Source organism: Actinomadura roseirufa (assembly GCF_900659635.1).
GTDB classification, from domain to species: Bacteria; Actinomycetota; Actinomycetes; order Streptosporangiales; family Streptosporangiaceae; genus Spirillospora; species Spirillospora roseirufa.
In genome coordinates this window covers 1-16,313 of record NZ_CAACVB010000029.1, presented here as the reverse complement: position 1 = coordinate 16,313, position 16,313 = coordinate 1, and the positions used below count along the sequence as shown (strand labels likewise).

General features: G+C 70.9%; 18 protein-coding genes and 1 tRNA gene. 12 read left to right on the top strand and 7 right to left on the bottom strand.

Annotation, left to right across the window (positions count from 1 at the left end):
- Nucleotides 1-151 precede the first annotated feature (151 nt).
- Both E1291_RS09345 and E1291_RS09340 read right to left on the bottom strand, forming a co-directional pair.
- Nucleotides 152-763, bottom strand: coding sequence for a GAF domain-containing protein (locus tag E1291_RS09345; RefSeq protein ID WP_165495035.1), 612 nt, complete (start codon nt 761-763; stop codon nt 152-154).
- A gap of 127 nt (nt 764-890) precedes the next feature.
- A complete protein-coding gene (locus tag E1291_RS09340; RefSeq protein WP_165495034.1) occupies nt 891-1,295 on the bottom strand; it encodes an STAS domain-containing protein in 405 nt (134 codons plus the stop codon).
- Between the two features lie 483 nt (nt 1,296-1,778).
- Here E1291_RS09340 and E1291_RS09335 point away from each other — a divergent pair, with 483 nt between their 5' ends.
- From E1291_RS09335 to E1291_RS09315, 5 genes are all read left to right on the top strand, one after another.
- Nucleotides 1,779-1,997: a DUF5994 family protein gene (locus tag E1291_RS09335; protein ID WP_131737340.1), complete on the top strand. Its 219-nt coding sequence runs from the start codon at nt 1,779-1,781 to the stop codon at nt 1,995-1,997.
- Between the two features lie 203 nt (nt 1,998-2,200).
- On the top strand, nt 2,201-3,901 hold the full coding sequence (locus E1291_RS09330) for a SpoIIE family protein phosphatase (RefSeq protein WP_165495033.1): 1,701 nt from the start codon (nt 2,201-2,203) through the stop codon (nt 3,899-3,901).
- A 216-nt stretch (nt 3,902-4,117) separates the two neighbouring features.
- Nucleotides 4,118-5,278: a N(5)-(carboxyethyl)ornithine synthase gene (locus tag E1291_RS09325; protein WP_131737338.1), complete on the top strand. Its 1,161-nt coding sequence runs from the start codon at nt 4,118-4,120 to the stop codon at nt 5,276-5,278.
- A gap of 602 nt (nt 5,279-5,880) precedes the next feature.
- Nucleotides 5,881-6,513, top strand: a complete 633-nt coding sequence (locus E1291_RS09320) for a GAF domain-containing protein (protein WP_131737337.1) — start codon at nt 5,881-5,883, stop codon at nt 6,511-6,513.
- Between the two features lie 88 nt (nt 6,514-6,601).
- The gene (locus E1291_RS09315; RefSeq protein ID WP_131737336.1) at nt 6,602-7,369 is read left to right on the top strand and encodes a GAF and ANTAR domain-containing protein; all 768 of its coding nucleotides are present in this window, start codon (nt 6,602-6,604) and stop codon (nt 7,367-7,369) included.
- A gap of 71 nt (nt 7,370-7,440) precedes the next feature.
- Here the strand turns inward: E1291_RS09315 and E1291_RS09310 are convergent, their stop codons facing one another.
- The gene (locus E1291_RS09310) at nt 7,441-7,926 is read right to left on the bottom strand and encodes an STAS domain-containing protein (RefSeq protein WP_131737335.1); all 486 of its coding nucleotides are present in this window, start codon (nt 7,924-7,926) and stop codon (nt 7,441-7,443) included.
- Nucleotides 7,927-8,771: 845 nt separating this feature from the next.
- On the opposite strand from E1291_RS09310, the gene E1291_RS09305 reads away from it, so the two are divergent.
- The 3 genes from E1291_RS09305 (at nt 8,772) to E1291_RS44550 (ending at nt 10,688) form a co-directional block, all read left to right on the top strand.
- Entirely contained in the window at nt 8,772-9,167 is a 396-nt protein-coding gene (locus E1291_RS09305; protein ID WP_131737334.1) for an STAS domain-containing protein, read from the top strand.
- A gap of 597 nt (nt 9,168-9,764) precedes the next feature.
- Nucleotides 9,765-10,061 (top strand): hypothetical protein, encoded by a 297-nt coding sequence (locus E1291_RS09300; protein ID WP_131737333.1) that lies wholly within the window; start codon nt 9,765-9,767, stop codon nt 10,059-10,061.
- A gap of 63 nt (nt 10,062-10,124) precedes the next feature.
- Nucleotides 10,125-10,688: a LysR family transcriptional regulator gene (locus E1291_RS44550; RefSeq protein ID WP_131737332.1), complete on the top strand. Its 564-nt coding sequence runs from the start codon at nt 10,125-10,127 to the stop codon at nt 10,686-10,688.
- A gap of 406 nt (nt 10,689-11,094) precedes the next feature.
- Here the strand turns inward: E1291_RS44550 and E1291_RS09290 are convergent, their stop codons facing one another.
- The 3 genes from E1291_RS09290 to E1291_RS45060 all read right to left on the bottom strand — a co-directional run bounded on the left by E1291_RS09290 (nt 11,095) and on the right by E1291_RS45060 (nt 12,281).
- Entirely contained in the window at nt 11,095-11,394 is a 300-nt protein-coding gene (locus E1291_RS09290; protein ID WP_131737331.1) for a hypothetical protein, read from the bottom strand.
- Nucleotides 11,395-11,714: 320 nt separating this feature from the next.
- Nucleotides 11,715-11,918, bottom strand: coding sequence for a cold-shock protein (locus E1291_RS09285; protein WP_131737330.1), 204 nt, complete (start codon nt 11,916-11,918; stop codon nt 11,715-11,717).
- Between the two features lie 171 nt (nt 11,919-12,089).
- Nucleotides 12,090-12,281 (bottom strand): hypothetical protein, encoded by a 192-nt coding sequence (locus tag E1291_RS45060; RefSeq protein ID WP_370770965.1) that lies wholly within the window; start codon nt 12,279-12,281, stop codon nt 12,090-12,092.
- Between the two features lie 465 nt (nt 12,282-12,746).
- Here E1291_RS45060 and E1291_RS09270 point away from each other — a divergent pair, with 465 nt between their 5' ends.
- Complete coding sequence (locus E1291_RS09270) at nt 12,747-13,334, top strand: transposase (protein ID WP_131737329.1); 588 nt, start codon at nt 12,747-12,749, stop codon at nt 13,332-13,334.
- On the opposite strand, the gene E1291_RS09265 is transcribed toward E1291_RS09270, so the two are convergent.
- Nucleotides 13,299-13,384 (bottom strand) — tRNA-Leu (locus E1291_RS09265). The two genes, E1291_RS09270 and E1291_RS09265, sit on opposite strands and share 36 nt — an antisense overlap.
- A 125-nt stretch (nt 13,385-13,509) precedes the next feature.
- Between E1291_RS09265 and E1291_RS09260 the strand changes: the two genes are divergently transcribed.
- From E1291_RS09260 to E1291_RS09250, 3 genes are all read left to right on the top strand, one after another.
- Nucleotides 13,510-14,820, top strand: coding sequence for a M20/M25/M40 family metallo-hydrolase (locus E1291_RS09260; RefSeq protein WP_242614040.1), 1,311 nt, complete (start codon nt 13,510-13,512; stop codon nt 14,818-14,820).
- A gap of 99 nt (nt 14,821-14,919) precedes the next feature.
- Nucleotides 14,920-15,567, top strand: a complete 648-nt coding sequence (locus E1291_RS09255) for a hypothetical protein (RefSeq protein WP_131737328.1) — start codon at nt 14,920-14,922, stop codon at nt 15,565-15,567.
- A 146-nt stretch (nt 15,568-15,713) separates the two neighbouring features.
- On the top strand, nt 15,714-16,313 hold a 600-nt coding region (locus E1291_RS09250), incomplete at its 3' end, for a chaplin family protein (RefSeq protein WP_131737327.1).

Sequence of the window (16,313 nt, the reverse complement as noted above, 5' to 3'; positions counted from 1 at the left end):
TGGACGGATCTCTCCGCGGCCCGGAGTCCATGTCGCGGTAGAAAGGCGGCTCACCGCGCTGCTGGACGAGGTCGGCCTGCTCAGAGGTACCGCCGTTGCCGGTGGGGGTGGACGCCTCCCGTGGGGTCGTGAACCCCGCCCTAGGGTCGTGTCACATTTGCCTGGGCAGCGGTCGGTGGAGCGTGACGATCCGCTCGCCCGCGGGGTCTGGCCGCCGGGTGGGCGCACGCTGGTCCGCGGCGAGCTGGACCAGGCGGGCGGAGGTGTCAGCGAACAGCAGCAACTGGCGGGCGACGGACGGGCTGAACGGTTCGGTGCCCGGCCGTCCGAGGACGGCGAGTACTCCGCGCGTGGCCTCCCCGGTGTCCAGGGGCAGGATGAGGATCGGGCCGGCGGGCAGGGTGCTGAGCGTCTGGTCGGCCACGATGCGCGCGGACAGGGCCCGGCGGGAGTTGAACGCCCGGCCGAGCATCGAGCGGCCGCGCCGCACCGTCAGCCCGCGGACGCGGTCGCTGCCGATCCCGACCGCGATGTCGATCCGCAGGGTGGCGGTGTCCTCGGCGGGCAGGGCGATGAACGTCAGCGGAACGCCCGCGATGGCGCGGGCCTGCTCGGCCACGCGGGTCAGCAGGTCGGGCAGGGTGATTCCGTCCAGAACCGCCGCCATCAGGTCGAACGACGCGGCCACGCGCGGGCTGTTGTCCGCGCCGCGGGTCACGCTCGGCGGCCCCCAGCCGGTCGCGGACGATTCGTTGCCGTTCATGTCGTCATCACGCTCTCCTCGTCCGGCTGGAGGCCGACCCTTGTTTCGGCCTTGGGCGCCGGCCCGGGCCTCGGTCCGGCATCGTGCCTGGGTGTATGCGAGCGTCCCCCGTGCCCGCATCCTGCGGTCAGGCCGCGGCCGATCGCGCCTCCGGCCCGGAGGTCCACGCGCCGACGCCGGACGGACGGACGATGAAAGCGCGGAACAGCCCGGCGGCCCGCGACGGCACGGCCGTCTGCGGACGCGGGCGGGCGAGAGGCAGGGGCGTGCCGTTCGCCTCGATCCGCCGTCGTGCGCCGACGAGCGTCGCAGGCCCGGACGCGTCGCAGGACGTCATGCCCGACAGGTCGATGATCACGTACATGCCGGGGTCGCGCAGCGCGACGTCCAGGCGCTCCCGCAGGGACGGGGTGGAGGCGATGCCGAGTCCGCCGCTGACGGCGATGAGGATGTGGTCGGAGAGCCGTTCACGGGCCGGGCCGCCGGTAGAAGGGTGGATCTGCGATCCGGATGTTCGTAGGTCACGGATCATGGCCTGACCCGGGCCGGTGCCCCGTCGGTGAACGGACCCGCGCCGGCCGACTGGGCGGAATGGTGTAGCGGCGTCATAACGCCGGACCTGTCTGGCCCGAGAGGGGCCGAGAATCGAGAAACCAGGGGACGCGGTCTTGGCCGCCCGCATCGAGAGAACCCTCGTCACGACGAGTCTACGCCCTGGCCCTGCCAACGGGCCATTTGCCTGGACGCCCGGCCGCGCCCCAGGGCGGGCCCCACTGCCGTAGTCGTCGTCCGGAACATCGTAAAGACGATGTGTGCGACCGTGTCGATCGACACCATCCCGGTGAGGCTCATCCGGGGCGTCCGGCCGGAGGTCGGCAGGTCCGCGTGTCCGGTCGCGTGCCTGCGGTCACGTAGACTCGCGGGTGCCGCGGACCTTTCGAGCGCGGGCCGCCCTGCCGGCGACGTCTCGGCGATACACGAACCGGTTCCGTACGGACCGAGAATGGGGCCCTTCATGGCCCGCGACACCGCACGGCCCGCCTCTCCAATCGCCACGACCACGGTGTCCGAGCTCGTGGCACCGCCCGCGGCACGCCTGCGTCCGGCCCCCGGCGACGCCGAACGCGGGATCATGAACGGCGGCTGGTGGCCGCGATCCCACGACACCGCCGCCGAACTCGCCGAACTGCTGACCGCCATGGCCATTCCACCGGACCCGGCCGCTCGCCCGTGACCGGTGGCGAGTCGCGCCGAAGCCCGCACTCGCCTCACCCGCTCCGCCGCTCGCCCCGGTCGGACCGTGCCGGCGGCCCTCAGGCCGGGTAAGGCCTTTCGGGCGTCTCACCCTCCTGAGGGACGACCTGCGCCGACGTGTTCGAGGTGCACCGAGGGGAATGAGTTTGATGTCCGATTTAGGGGGTGAGGATGGCCGGGCAGGTGGACGATCGAGCGGGCGCGACTCTTGAGCGTCTCGTGGAGGCCATGAACTCCGGGGTTCTCGCCACCGACGAGTCCGGCCGGATCACGGCGTGGAATCCACGCGCGCAGCAGCTTCTCGGCTACACCCGCGACGAGGTGCTCGGAAGACCGATGCACCGGTTTCTGCACCGGGACGCCGACGGGCACGTCCCGCCGGAACGGGACTGCCGCTTGGTGCAGGTGCTGCGCACCGGTGTCCCCGACCACGGAGAAGGCCAGAGATTCGCCCATCGCGACGGGCGGCTGGTGGTGTGCTCCTGGTCGTCCGCGCCGATCTACGCCGGTGACCGGCCCGAGAGCGACCAGCCCGAGACGGGCGTGGTGGCCGGGCTGGTCATCGTCTTCCAGGACGCCGCCGACCGGGTCGCGGCCGAGCGCGAGCGGCGCGACCGGATGGCGCAGGTGCAGCGGGCCAATTCCCGGCTGAGGCTGGTCGCCGAGATCACGACGGTGCTGTCGTCCACGTTGAACGAGGCGGAACTGCTGCGGCGGCTGGTCCGGCTCGTGGTGCCCGCGCTGGGGGCGTGGGCCGAGGTCGACCTGCCGATTCCCGACGGCCGCGTCGAGCGGGTGGCCGCGACGCACCACGAACTCTCGCCCGCCGACATCGCCGGGCTTGAGGGGCCGCTTCCGCCCCTCCCGCGGATACCGCGCGGACCGCTGGCCCAGGTGCTGCGCGGCGGCGGCGCGGTCGTCGTCAGCGGCGAGGCCGATGTGCGCTCTGATGAACCGCTGGGCGCCGCCCAGTACGAATTCTTCCAGGCCATGCGCGCCCAGAACGCGATCATCGCCCCGCTGGCGGCCCGGGGTGAGACCTACGGCGCGTTGACGCTGGGCTACTCGTATCCCGGGCAGGTCTATGGGCCGGACGACCGGCTTGTCGTGGAGGACGTCGCGCGCCGCACCGGTCTGGTGCTGGCCAACGCACGCATGTACGCCGAGCAGCGCAACATGGCCGAGGCGATGCAGCGCAACCTGCTCACACCGCTGCCGCAGCCGGGTGAGCTGCGGCTGGAGGCCAGGTACGTGCCGGCAACGCAGGTCAGCTGGGTCGGCGGTGACTGGTACGACGCGTTCGCGTTGCCCGGCGGCGGCACCGGACTGGTCATCGGGGACATCGTGGGCCACGACCTGCGCGCGGCCGCCCGCATGGCCGAGGTCCGTAACATGCTCAGAGCCCTGGCCTGGGACCTGGCCGAGCCGCCCAGCGCCGTGCTGGCACGACTGGACGGCGTCATGGCCGCCGTCAGCGAGGCCGAACTCGCCACCGCCGTGTTCGGCCGCGTCGAAGAGGACCCGGCCGGGCGATGGCACCTCCACTGGTGCAACGCCGGCCATCCCCCGCCCCTGCTGATCACCCACGACGGCGGCACGCGTTTCCTAGAGGAGCACGGGATCCTGCTAGGCGCCCCCGACCTCATCGGGACCCGCCCCGACAGCACTTGCGTCCTGCCGCCGTCCTCGACCCTCATGCTCTATACCGACGGCCTCGTCGAAACCCGCGACTCCGACCTGTCCGACCGTCTCACCAGCCTCCGCCGCCATGGTTCCCACCTGGCCCAACTCCCCTTGCCCGAACTGTGCGACAAGCTCCTGGAGCGCGTGGAGCCCAACGGTGAGGACGACGTCGCGCTTCTGGCCCTGCGCGTCCCCGGCTGACGACCACGGTCGCGGCGCGGGCCGGCCGGAGGCGGGCGACGCACGCGTACACTGCGGGCAGCCGGCAATACGGTCCTGTGGCGGCGACGCCGACCGACCCGCCCGGCGGGACGGTCCGGACCTCCACCGGTCAACGATCGGAGACTCCATGTCCGCCCGAAACCACGCCGGCGGGGACGCTTCATTTCCCCACCGCCCCCATGTCCTGACCGCCCTTTGAACGGCGGCGGAACGCCGACCGGCCCGACGCTCGGAGTCACCGCGCGGTCGGGCAAGGAGAACGAGCGCCGGCAACCGATCCACCCGCTGCACCTCGACCGGCTCGACCCCGCGCTCCGCTCTCGCGTCTATCTCGAACGTGGATACGGCGAACGGTTCGGTATCCCGGACGAGCACCTGGCGCCGCATGTCGCCGGGCTGCTGCCCCGCGACGAGGTCATCGCCCGCTGCGACGTCGTCCTGATACTCAAACCACAACCCGATGACCTCAAGCAGATGAGTCCTGGTCAGATCCTGTGGGGGTGGCCGCACTGCGTCCAGGACCCGGAGATCACCCAGCTCGCCATCGACGGGCGGTTGACGCTGATCGCGTTCGAGGCGATGAACCACTGGACGTCCGATGGCGGGTTCGCCTTGCACGTCTTCCACAAGAACAACGAGCTCGCCGGGTACTGCTCGGTGCTGCACGCCCTCGCCCTGACCGGTGCCACCGGGGCCTACGGCCGGCGGCGGCGCGCCGCCGTCATCAGCTTCGGCGCGACCGGGCGGGGCGCGGTCACGGCCCTGAACGCGCACGGTGTCCATGATGTCCACATCTTGACGCAGCGGGGCGTGAGCGCGGTCGGCTCGCCGATCCACTCGGCCCGGATCGTCCACTTCGATCGGGACCCGGACGACCCGGCCCTCACCCGGGTCCTCACCGACGACGGCCTGGTGCCGGCCGCCGCCTTCCTCGCCCAGCACGACATCATCGTCAACTGCGTCCTTCAGGACCCCGGCACCCCGCTCATGTTCGCCACCAACGGTGACCTGTCGCACTTCCCCTCCGGCGCCCTTGTCATCGACGTGTCCTGCGATGCGGGGATGGGCTTCGAGTGGGCCCGCCCGACCTCGTTCGACGACCCTATGTACACGGTCGGCCGCAATGTCCGTCATTACGGCGTGGATCACAGCCCGTCCTACCTGTGGGACTCGGCGACCTGGGAGATCAGCGAGGCGCTGCTGCCGCATCTGCGCGCCGTCCTCGACGGCCCTTCGGACCGGGGGACCGGCGAGACCTTCGAGCGTGCCGTGGAGATCCGTGAGGGCGTCGTCCAGAACCCCGACATCCTGTCCTTCCAGCACCGTTCACCCGCCTACCCGCACTCCCGGCTCTGACCGCGGTGAGGCGATCCGTCCGCCGCGACGCCACGGATCGGCGGACGGTATCGGCGAACACGGGCGGCGGGCGTCATGGCGGCGGCCTGGCGAGGTGGTCGGCGGTGCCGCCGCGCCGTCCGATGAGGAGGAGGTTGTCGCCGGCGACGTCGTAGGCGGGTTCGAGAATCCCGGCGACGGCGACCTGCGGCGAAGTCAGTTCTCCAGTTCGGGGCGTAGAGGCCCGCCGACCGCGTGGAGACGCCGCAGCACCTGCGCGTGTAGGACTGGAGCAACCCCGTTTCGCAATAGGTGACGCCGCAGAGCCGCCTCCGCCCGGCTCCGGGACGAGGCGGTACCGAGGGGTGGAACGTCCGTCGTCACGCTCGCGGTCACACCATCGTCGTGCGATGGGGTGAGCGCCCTGTCCACGCCCGTGCGGGAAGCTGTGGCAGGCTGGGTGAGGGCATGGCCATTCGGTCGCCTCGGGCAGGGTGAGGCGGTGAGCTGCGATACCAGCGGCGGGCGAGGCGCGGGCGGCCCGGTTGTGGGCGCTGGTCTCCGGGTGCGCGGACGGCGAGACGGTATCGGCCGCGCATGTGTGCCGGGCCGCCGTGGTGGCGGTGGAGGTTGACGGGGCGGGGCTGTCCGTGGCGGCCCGGCCGGACCGGCGGCAGCGGGCGCACGCCACCGACGCGGTGGCCGCGCTTTTGGACGAGCAGCAGTTCACCCTGGGGGAAGGTCCGGGCATCGAGGCGGGGGCCTCCGGAGGTCAGGTGCTGGTCGCCGATGTGTCCGCGCCCGCCGGGGCCTCCCGGTGGCCGATGTTCGCGCCGGTGGCCACGGCCGCCGGGGCCCGGGCGGTGTTCGCCTTCCCGCTGCAGGCGGGGGCGATCCGGCTGGGTGCCCTCACCCTGTACCGGGCGAAGCCGGGGCCGCTGACCGGGGAACAGGTCGCCGACGCGGTGACGCTGTGCCGTACCGCCGTGGCGGTGATGCTGGCCGCCGGCTGGCCTCCGCTGAACGGGGCGGGCTCGGATCAGGGGGCGTGGCCGCTGGGCGGGCCGGGCGAGGGCCGGATCGAGGTGTACCAGGCGACCGGGATGGTCGCGGTTCAGCTCGGCGTCGGCCTACAGGACGCGTTCGCGGCATTGCGCGCCCGCGCCTTCAGCGAAGGCGTTCCACTGGCCCGGCTGGCCCGCCAGGTGGTGGACCGGCGGCTGCGATTTCATCCCGACGACTTCCCTGATAGCTGACGACACGATGGCCACCGCGGTCGACGACGGACAGCGTCACACGACAAGGCACCCCAGCTACTGGGCCAAGGAAATGGACTGAGCAGGCATGCCAGAGCAACAACGACTCGCTGAGGTGTTCGTCGAGCTGGCAGACACCCTGGTGGCCGACTTCGATCTCATCGAGTTCCTGCACCGGCTGGCCGAGCGCTGCGTGGAGTTGCTGGACGTGGAGGCGGCCGGGATCCTGCTCACCGACCAGGCCGACGAGCTGCAGGTGGTCGCGGCCTCCAGCGAACAGAGCCGGCTGCTGGAGTTGTTCCAGCTCCAGTCAAGGCAGGGCCCCTGCCTTGACTGCTTCGCCACCGGCCGGCCCATCAGGGTCGCCGACCTGGCCGCCGAAGCCTACCGGTGGCCGCTGTTCACTCCCGCGGCGCTCGACGCCGGTTACGGCGGGGTGCTGGCATTGCCGATGCGGATGCGGGAGCGGGTCATCGGCGCGATGAACCTGTTCACCACCCCCTCCACCGTCCCGGCCACCGACGGGGCGACCACGATCCAGGGGCTGGGGCAGGCGATGGCCGACGTGGCCACCATCGGCATCCTGGGCGAACGCGCGGCCCGCGAACATGAACTGCTGTCCCAGCAACTGCAGATCGCCCTCAACAGCCGCGTGATCATCGAGCAGGCCAAGGGCATGCTCGCCGAACGTCACCGGACCTCACTCGACCGGGCGTTCACCGCCCTGCGCACCCAGGCCCGCAACACCAACCGCAAGCTCGCCGACCTCGCCCAGGCCGTCATCGACGACGACCCGGCCGTGGTGGGCGCCCTGCGTCCGCCGAACGATCCCGGTCGCCGCGCCGACCACACCTGACCGCGGACGATGACGGGGGAAGGTGACGAGGGGCGCGATGCGTGTTCGGCAGCCGGGCCGTGCGGTGATGGTCATGTTCGGCTGTTCAGCGCTGTCAACGCATCCTTCGGCTCCGCATGCAGGTGGAGGACGTCGTCGATGCCGGTCAGGCGAAGGATGCGGTCGACCCGCCCTCTGGCTCCGGCCAATTCCAGGCGTAAGCGCTGATTTCGGGCGTGTTTGAATGCCTTGACCAGGGCAGTTATGCCGCTGGCGTCGCAGAACCTGACGAGTGTGAGGTCGATGACCACGCCACTGCTCGGCGCGGCGCCGGTGTGGACGGTGGAGGCGCTGGTGATCATGGCGCTGAGCTGGACGGTCAGCCAGCCGCTGTTGGCCGCGTCGACCTCCCCGGCGAGTGCCAGCAGCATCACCGTCGATCCGGCGCCGCAGTCGACGTCCGTCCGCCGGAGACCGACCCGCGCCCCGGTTCGGACGCGGTCGCGGGTCGTGCTGTCGCGCAGCGTCCACGCCGCCGGTCGAACGAAGGACGGGGGTGGTGATTCGAATGCCGTCATGACGACCCTTCCCTGGAGCGTGTGCGCTACGCCGCCAGGGTCTGGAGCGGCCGACAGACGACTGCCGCCGTCGCACCAGCTTAGGCCGCGCACGATCAGCGGTCTAACCCTGCGACCCTTCAATGTGGAGGCGAGCTGCGATGCCTTCGGCAACACGATGAGTTCCGGCCGGTCCAGGCGCTTCCAGCCCTGAAGGACTCGGGTCGGCCCCTGCCCAGGACGGAGGATCTCCCGTGAGCGGCTTCGCGGTGGAGGCGTGGGCGGCTCGCACGTAGCCGGGCCCGGCGGTCGCACCGTCCAGCGGAACGAAGGCCGGCCGGTGGCAGGTGGGCAGGCCGAGTTTTCCCAGGCAGTTGGACCGGCCACATATCAGTCAAGCGCGATGACCCGAGGATGGACACGGTCAATCCATGTACACCCCATCACTCGCGCTGATAATCCGTCGCCTCGACCGGAAATCGGCGGAAATGGAGGCGGGTTTCTCGCACTCCGGGGAGCCGCGGGCCCCGGTGCGCGAGTGAATCGCCCAGGCTCGTTCTATTTTTCGCATATTGGCAATTATCGGGTAGGATGAAAATATCCGGCACACCGAACCGAACCGAACCGCCTCCGCCGAGAGATCAGCCTGTCGCCATCCTCGGCTGCGGGCCGCGCCCCCGCGACTCCTCCCGGGGACGGCCGCCGCGTCAACCTGTGCACCGTCCCGGCCGCCACGCCACGCCCCGGGCCGAAGCCGAGGCATCGATGAACCCGGCGATTTACCGGCACGACCGCCTCCCCGGCCCGCCGGCCGCCCTCACCTCCTCGGGACCGCCACTCCCGCCCACCGACGATCGGAGATCACCATGACCACGCCCACCGCCACCGCGTCCGCTGCCGGGAGCCCGGTCCGGGCCCTCGACGAAGTCGAGATGCCCGCCCGCCCGCGCCCCGGCCACACCATCATCGCGCTGTCGGGCAAGGTGGACGGCGCCGCCGCTCCAGCGCTGCGCGGGCACCTGCTCGGCGTGTTGGGGCGCAGCGGGCGCCTGCTGATCCTCGACCTGAGCGAGGTGACGTCCGCCGACGCGGCCGGACTGGCCGTGCTGGTCGGCATCCGGCGCCGCGCCGACGGGCTCGGCATCGTCGTGCGCCTTGCCGCCCCCGGCCCGCAGGTCGCCGGGCTACTCCGCGTCACCGGGTTCGACCGCGTACTCACCGTCCATCCCGCCCTGGACGTCCACGCCGGATTCGCCGCATGACCGCGATCACGCCTGCGCAAGAAGAGGAGATGCGGCAAACCGTCAGGAGACGACGACGGCGACCGCCGCGATGAGCGCGCAGATGAGGGCCAGCGCAATGGCCATGCCGCCGATGAGCCCCCTCATCAGCCCGAGGTAGTCATCCTTCATGGTCATCGGGCTCCCTTCGCCGATCCTGGTCACGGTCACTGGGTTCGGGGTGACGGCCCCGGGTGCCGCGAGTGCGGCCGAAGCGCTGCCGGGGCGGCGCTTCCATGGGCCGTCGCGGCCGGCCGGCGGCCCCGGCGCACCGCGGAGAGTACGGCCACCGGGTCGGCAAGCCCGTGCACTTTCATTCAACCCTTGGTCCGCAGTGGGGGAAGCGGCCGTTTTCCGAACGTCCTTTCTCTTCAGAAGATGACAGGGGGACGTCACCAGCCAGACCAGGGACGGCGAGCGTGCGAAACCGGGAGCGGGTGGCGGGACTCCGCACAAAGGTCGCGCCCTTGCCCGTTCAACCGGTAGTGGCCCCGATTCTGGACGCCCGTGTTTGACGGACGTGATGTCGAACCGTTTATGTTGGGTAGGGGAGCTGACGGAGCCGAGGAGATGAGGTCCATGAGCGGGACGGTGACCGAGGTATGGGTCGCGGCCAGCGCCGGCCACGACATCGTTCGCGCTGAAGCGATCGTGATGCTCCGCCTGGACGAGACCGGGCGGTTGACCGCGCAGCTTCGCGATGACGCCAAGGTCAGTGTGACCCTCCTGGAAGGCTCGTCCGGCGCCCGTCCGCCCGATGACTTCCATCGTCAGCTGATCCGGGCGGTCGCCGAGCTCGCCGATTCCAGCGGCGGGCAACTCGTCCGCGCACGGCACGAGGGCGGCGTCTGGCACTGGATCAGCGAACCCCTGTAGAGCAGTGCCACGGGGTAGGCTCGGTGAGCGGGTCTCGCTGTTCCAGCTCAGAAGGTGGGAGATGTGGAACTGCGCCAGCTCCGCTACTTCGTCGCCGTTTCCGAGGAGCTCAAATTCGGCCGCGCGGCGGCCCGCGAGCACATCGTGCAGTCGGCGCTGAGCCAGCAGATACAGCGGCTGGAACGGGAAGTGGACGTGCGCCTGCTGGACCGCACCACCCACTACGTCGCTCTGACCCCCGCGGGCGCGGCCTTCCTGGTCGAGGCGCGGCGGATCCTGGCTCACGTGGAGCGCGCCGCCCAGGTCGCCCGGACCGCCCAGGGCACCTCCCCGGCACTGCGGGTGGGCATCGTCGACGCCAGCTACGACTCGATGCCGCAGATCCTGCACGAGGCCCAGGCACTCCACCCCGACCTGGTGATCCACCACTGCGTGCCCTCCTCCTGCATCTCCGCCCTCCCCGGCACGATCTGGCGCCCGCTCACCCAACCGGCCTCCTCCTACCCCTGGTCGATCCTGTGGCGCGCGGCCGACGACTCCGACCACGTACGCGCCATCGTCACCTGCGCCCGCAACCTGTCCGAACGACTCGGCTGGCTGACCAGCGCACACCAGACAACCGGCTGACCACCAGAACCACGATCGGTCCCGGCTCGCTCACGGTGATCGGTTCAGCCCGTTCCGGCGGTATCCCCGAACGACCGCGCGGGATTGGCCGGGCCCGGTGGTCCTGGCCGGCAACGAAGGAGTTGGCCACGCCCAACTCAACCAGCCGCTGGTTGAAACCGAGTACGGAAGTGAGCGCCAACCCGCTGGGGCCACGCCCGACGCCCGCCTGGTAACCCCGCATCCGCACTTCTGATCGAGTCAGGGTGGAAGAACAGTCCTCGCGTGCACGGGGCCGACAAACCGGTTGCGGTCCGTCTACGGAGGGTCTGAGTCTACGGGCGTCGGAAAACCATTTCCGCGCAGGGACGGGCAGGACATCGTCGGCGAGGCGGAACTTTCGTCGGGGCTGCCCGCGGCAGGCAGGTCAGTCGTCCAGCTTCACGACCAGCGAGCGCAGGTGAGGTGCTGCGGCGTTCTCCTGGCCACGCTTCACCCACGCCGCGATGTGTTCGCTGACCAACTCGGCGAGGCGCGCGCGCTCGTCGTCACTGAGCTCGACCGTGGTCGTGGTGCTGGTCCGGCAGTCGTAAGCCGCGAAGAGGATGTCCGCCACGGCCTGTTCGGCCGCAGACGGCTTGCGGTTGCGCTGAGCATGCCAAGCGGCACTGTTGTTGACGACGCCCCAGCCGTACAGGGCCTCGTAGTTGGTGAGCTCGAGCCTCATGGGGCCGGTACCTCTCAGTGCAAGGGGGTGGCCACACCCTATGCAGGGGCGGACACACCGACCGGCCAGACGACACGCCCGCCAGGCCGCCGCCCGCCTACACGGCCGACTTCCGTTATACCGCGGCAGTCCCTCTCGAGGCTTGCCCTGGGGAGCTGCCTGAGGTCATCACCTCGGGAGGAGCTCTTTCGATGGCTCTGGTGGGATCAGGACATCGTCCTGAGTGATCGGCGCAATCGGGGTCTTCGCCTTGGTCGCGCCGACGGGCAGGGCCGCTTGCACGGTCCTGCCCGTCGGTGCTCTGTGCTTGGTGCGCGCTGTTAGAGCGCGCGGACCAGGTCGGCCTGCATGCCCTTGGGGCCGCGGATGGAGGTGAACTCCACCTTCTGGTCCTCTTCCAGGGTGCGGAAGCCGTCGCTGTCGATCACAGACTGATGGACGAAGATGTCGGCGGTGCCGTCATCGGGGGCGATGAACCCGAACCCCTTGTCGGCGTTGAACCACTTCACGGTTCCCTGAGTCATTTGGTGTCCTCTCAATCGGGCGACGGATCACGTGTGTGCGTGGTCCGGGCTGCTGGCCGTACGCCCGCCTGGAGTCGCCCCCAAAAGACAAACGCCCGCCGGAAGAACTCCGCGGGCGTTTCCACGTTCGCAAAACTCGACTACAACCATTGGTTCTGACCCTACACCAGATCAGCGGAATTCGTCGGGGTCAGCCCCCTCCGGTCTTCTGGGCGGGGTTCTGGTCGGGGCGATGTTGGAGTTGGTCGTTGCTGCGCTGCGCTGGGCTTCGGCGAGCCGGTCTTCCACGATGATGACGCGGCGGGCCGCCTCCAGGGCGGTGCCGTGATCGACCAGATCGCGGGCGCGGTGCGCCAGGCGCAACGGGTAGCGGGAGTAGCGGCGGAGGCCGCCGGCCGAGCGTTGCGGGACGAACAGTTTCGCGGCGTCCAGGCCGTGCGGGAACCCGGGAGTGACGCCCTCGGCGGTCCGGCCCGTGCTGTAGGCCGGGTAGTCCTCATCGTCCGGCTCGCTGTCGATCTCGGTGCCGGGCCGGGGATGCTCTGCGCCGGACCGGGCTCGGCGGGTACCGGCTGGCCGGGCTGCTGCCGGTCATCGATCAGCGCGACGACGTCGAGGTGAAGAACGAGGAGCCCGGCCGAATGATCCTCAACTTCCGCGTCGACGATTTCGACGCCGTCCAGGCACAACTGCGGGCCGCCGAGACCGGCCGGGGCGGTCGGGCCGCCGCCGAGGCGGTGCTGGTCGCCCAGATCCACAGGATCCACGCCGACACCGGCGGCACCTACGGGGAACCGCGGATCACCGGCGAGCTGCACGACCAGGGGCGTGCACGTCAATCACCAGCGGGTGGAACGGCTGATGCGCACCCACCGCATCGTGGGGCTGCACATGCGCAGGAAAGTCTGCACCACGGGTGTCGGCCGCCGACACGCGTGGCTGGTCACGGCGTTCTCGCCGGCACGAGTCCAGGCCGCGATCGAGGCGCTGGCGGGGCCGGCGGGTAGGCAGGAAAACCCGGCCGTTGCCCAGGTGCGCAAGCGGCTGGCCGCCTGTGATCGGCGTCTTGGGGGGTGCCGAGCTGTGCTGGACGCGGGCGCGGACGCCGTCCAGGTCGCGGCATGGATCAACGAGACCGAGCGGGAACGGGCCCGGTTGGAGGGCGAGCAGCGCGCGACTCCGGTGGATCGGGTCCCCGCGCGTGATGGGATGGCGGAGTTGCTGTGCCGCACCGGTGAGCTGGCTCAGGCCGTCGTGGGCGCGGACCCTGACGACAAGGCGGAGCTGTACCGGAAGCTCGGGTTGCGGATGACGTACTTCCCGCAGAAGCAGCTTGTGGAAGCGCGGGTGATCCCGGCTTCCACATGTGCAAATGATGTGTGTCCGAGGGGGGACTTGAACCCCCATGCCCCGTAAAGGGCACTAGCACCTCAAGCTAGCGCGTCTGCCTATTCCGCCACCCGGACCGGTCGCAGACCGCGGCTCGGCCGCGGCGGGCTTCACCATACCAAAGGTCCCGACTCGCGGCGAAGTCGATCGCCGGGGCACCATGGGACGGTACGCGTTACCACCAGGCGTGAAGGTGATGATTGTGACCCAGCAGCCGACCGCTGAGGATGAGGTCGTCCAGCTCTGCCAGGAGCTCATCCGGATCGACACCAGTAACCCCGGGGACCACTCCGGGCCCGGGGAACGGGTGGCGGCGGAGTACGTCGCCGAGAAACTGGAGGAGGTGGGGCTGGAGTCGCAGATCTTCGAGTCTCATCCGGGACGGGCCAGTCTCGTCGCGCGGATCGAGGGGGAGGACCCCACGCGCGACGCCCTGCTGCTGCACGGGCACCTGGACGTGGTGCCGGCGCGCAAGGAGGACTGGACGCGGGATCCGTTCGGCGGGGAGATCGCCGACGGGTGCGTCTGGGGCCGCGGGGCCGTGGACATGAAGGACATGGACGCGATGATCCTCGCGGTCGCGCGGCAGCGGCTCAGGGAGGGGAGGAAGCCTCCCAGGGACGTCGTGCTGGCCTTCACGGCCGATGAGGAGGCCGGGGGCAAGTGGGGGGCGCAGTGGCTCGCGGACGAGCACCCGGAGGTGTTCGAGGGGTGCACGGAGGCCATCGGGGAGGTCGGGGGGTTCAGCCTCACCGTTCCGGGTGACCGGCGGATGTACCTCATCGAGACGGCGGAGAAGGGCATCGCGTGGATGAACCTGACCGCCAAGGGGACCGCGGGGCACGGGTCGATGGTGCATCCCGACAACGCGGTGACGGCCGTGGCCGCGGCGGTCGCGCGGCTGGGGACGCACGAGTTCCCGGTGCGGCTGACCAAGACCGTCCGGTCCTTCCTGGAGCGGGCGTGCCTGGCGTACGGGGTCGAGTTCGATCCCGAGCAGCCGGAGAAGTGCCTGGCGGAGATCGGGCCGCTGGCGCGGATGATCGGGGCGACGCTCAAGAACACGCTCAACCCCACGCGGCTGGACGCCGGGTACAAGACGAACGTCATTCCGCAAAGTGCCAGCGCTCAGGTGGACGGACGGTTCCTTCCCGGGTATGAGGCGGAATTCTTCGCCACCGTGGATGAATTGCTCGGACCGGACGTACAGCGGGATTTCGTCCATCACGACCACGCGCTCGAGACGGACTACGAGGGGGCGCTCGTCGCGGCGATGGAGGCGGCTCTGACCTCGGAGGACCCTGGCGCCCTGCCCGTCCCGTACTGCCTCAGCGGCGGCACGGACGCCAAGGCGTTCGCCCGGCTGGGGATGCGCTGCTTCGGTTTCGCTCCGCTGCGACTTCCCCCAGAGTTGGACTTTTCCGGAATGTTCCATGGGGTCGACGAGCGCGTTCCCGTGGACGGGCTGCGCTTCGGTGTCCGGGTCCTCGACCATTTCCTTGATCGGTCCTGATTTTCTCCTCCGATTGCCGCCACCGGTGCGATCCGTGGTGCTACGGTCACCATGTGTAAGGGACGGTTGGGCCGTCCTTGACCGGGTGGAGGCGAACAAGTGGACGACGTGGCGCGGGCGCGGGCGGTTCCCGTCCCGCTGCGCCGCGTCCTCCGCAGGCTGCTCGCGGTCGCCGGGCTGGTGATCGCGGGCTGGCTGCTGGGCGGCGTCGCGCACGCCGACGAGCTGCCCGCGACCTCCGAGATCGTCGAGAGGGCGGCGCCGCCCGTGCTGGGACGCGTCGTGAACCAGGTGGTCACGCCCAGTGTGCCCATGCCCGTTTCCGTGCCCGAGGTGGCCCGTCGCCCGGTGGTGATGGCACCCGTGCCGGACGCGCACGCCGCGCCGGTGCAGGCCGTCCCGGCCCGTCATCGGCGGCCCGCGAAGGCGCCGGTGCCCCTGCCGCGGGCCCATGCGCCGCGTGTTCAGCGTCCGCATCTCGCGCGGAGTGCCGGGGTGCGTAAGGAGAAGGCCGCGCCGCAGATGCGCCGCGTCAGGCACACGCCCGCGCCCGTGGCCCCGGCTCACGCGCCCGCCGACTCGCGTTCGAAGATCGGCGGTCTCTCCCCGTCCGGCGGGCCCGTCGGGCTCCCCGGCGCCCCGGCCTGGGCTCTTGGACGGCCGCGCGTCTCGCCGCCGCCCGCCCTCCGCCCGGTGCCCCCGGCCGTCCGCACCGCCGCGGACGAGCCGTCCTTCGCGCCCGACTAGTCCCGGCCGCAGGCTCCGGACCTGGACCCCGTGCGGCTCGGGCCGGTCCGGGACGTGCCTGGACGGCACGTCACCCCCACGAGATCGGTGCGTCGGTGACGCACGTCTCGTCCTCCTTCCGATCACATCTCCCCGAACGGAGCACTATGCGCACGTGGGCCAGAGGCACCCTGCTGACCGCGAGTTTCGTCGCTCTCGGCGTCAGCGTCGTCCCCGCCACCGCCTTCGCCGACGCGACGAGCGGCGACGCGGGCGTCCTCAGCGGCAACCAGGCCGACATCTCGGGCCAGGTTCCGATCAACGTCTGCGGCAACGCCATCGCCACCGCGGGCGACGCCGCGGCCGGATGCTCGTCCGGTTCGGTCGTCGCGAACGCCGCCCGAGGCGGACGCAAGGCACCCCACAAGGGTCGTGCGGCCGCCGCCCAGGGTGGGCTGACGACCTCCGGCAAGAACGGCGTCACGTCCGGCGACCAGGTGAAGGCGCCGCTGTCGGCGCCCGCCGAGGTCTGCGGCAACGCCGTCGGAAACGGCCGCGCCGAGTGCGCGGGCGGAGCGGCCGTCCACGGCGGTGGCGGATCCGGCACGCGGACCACCGGCGGTGATCTCGCCGTCCTCGGCGGGAACCAGGTGGAGGCCCCCGGCCGCGCCCCCGTCTCGGTCTGCGGCAACGCCACGGCCATCGCGGGCAACGCCGCGGCGACCTGCGACGGTCCGGCGCTCGTCGCGGCCCCGCGCCGCTCGGGT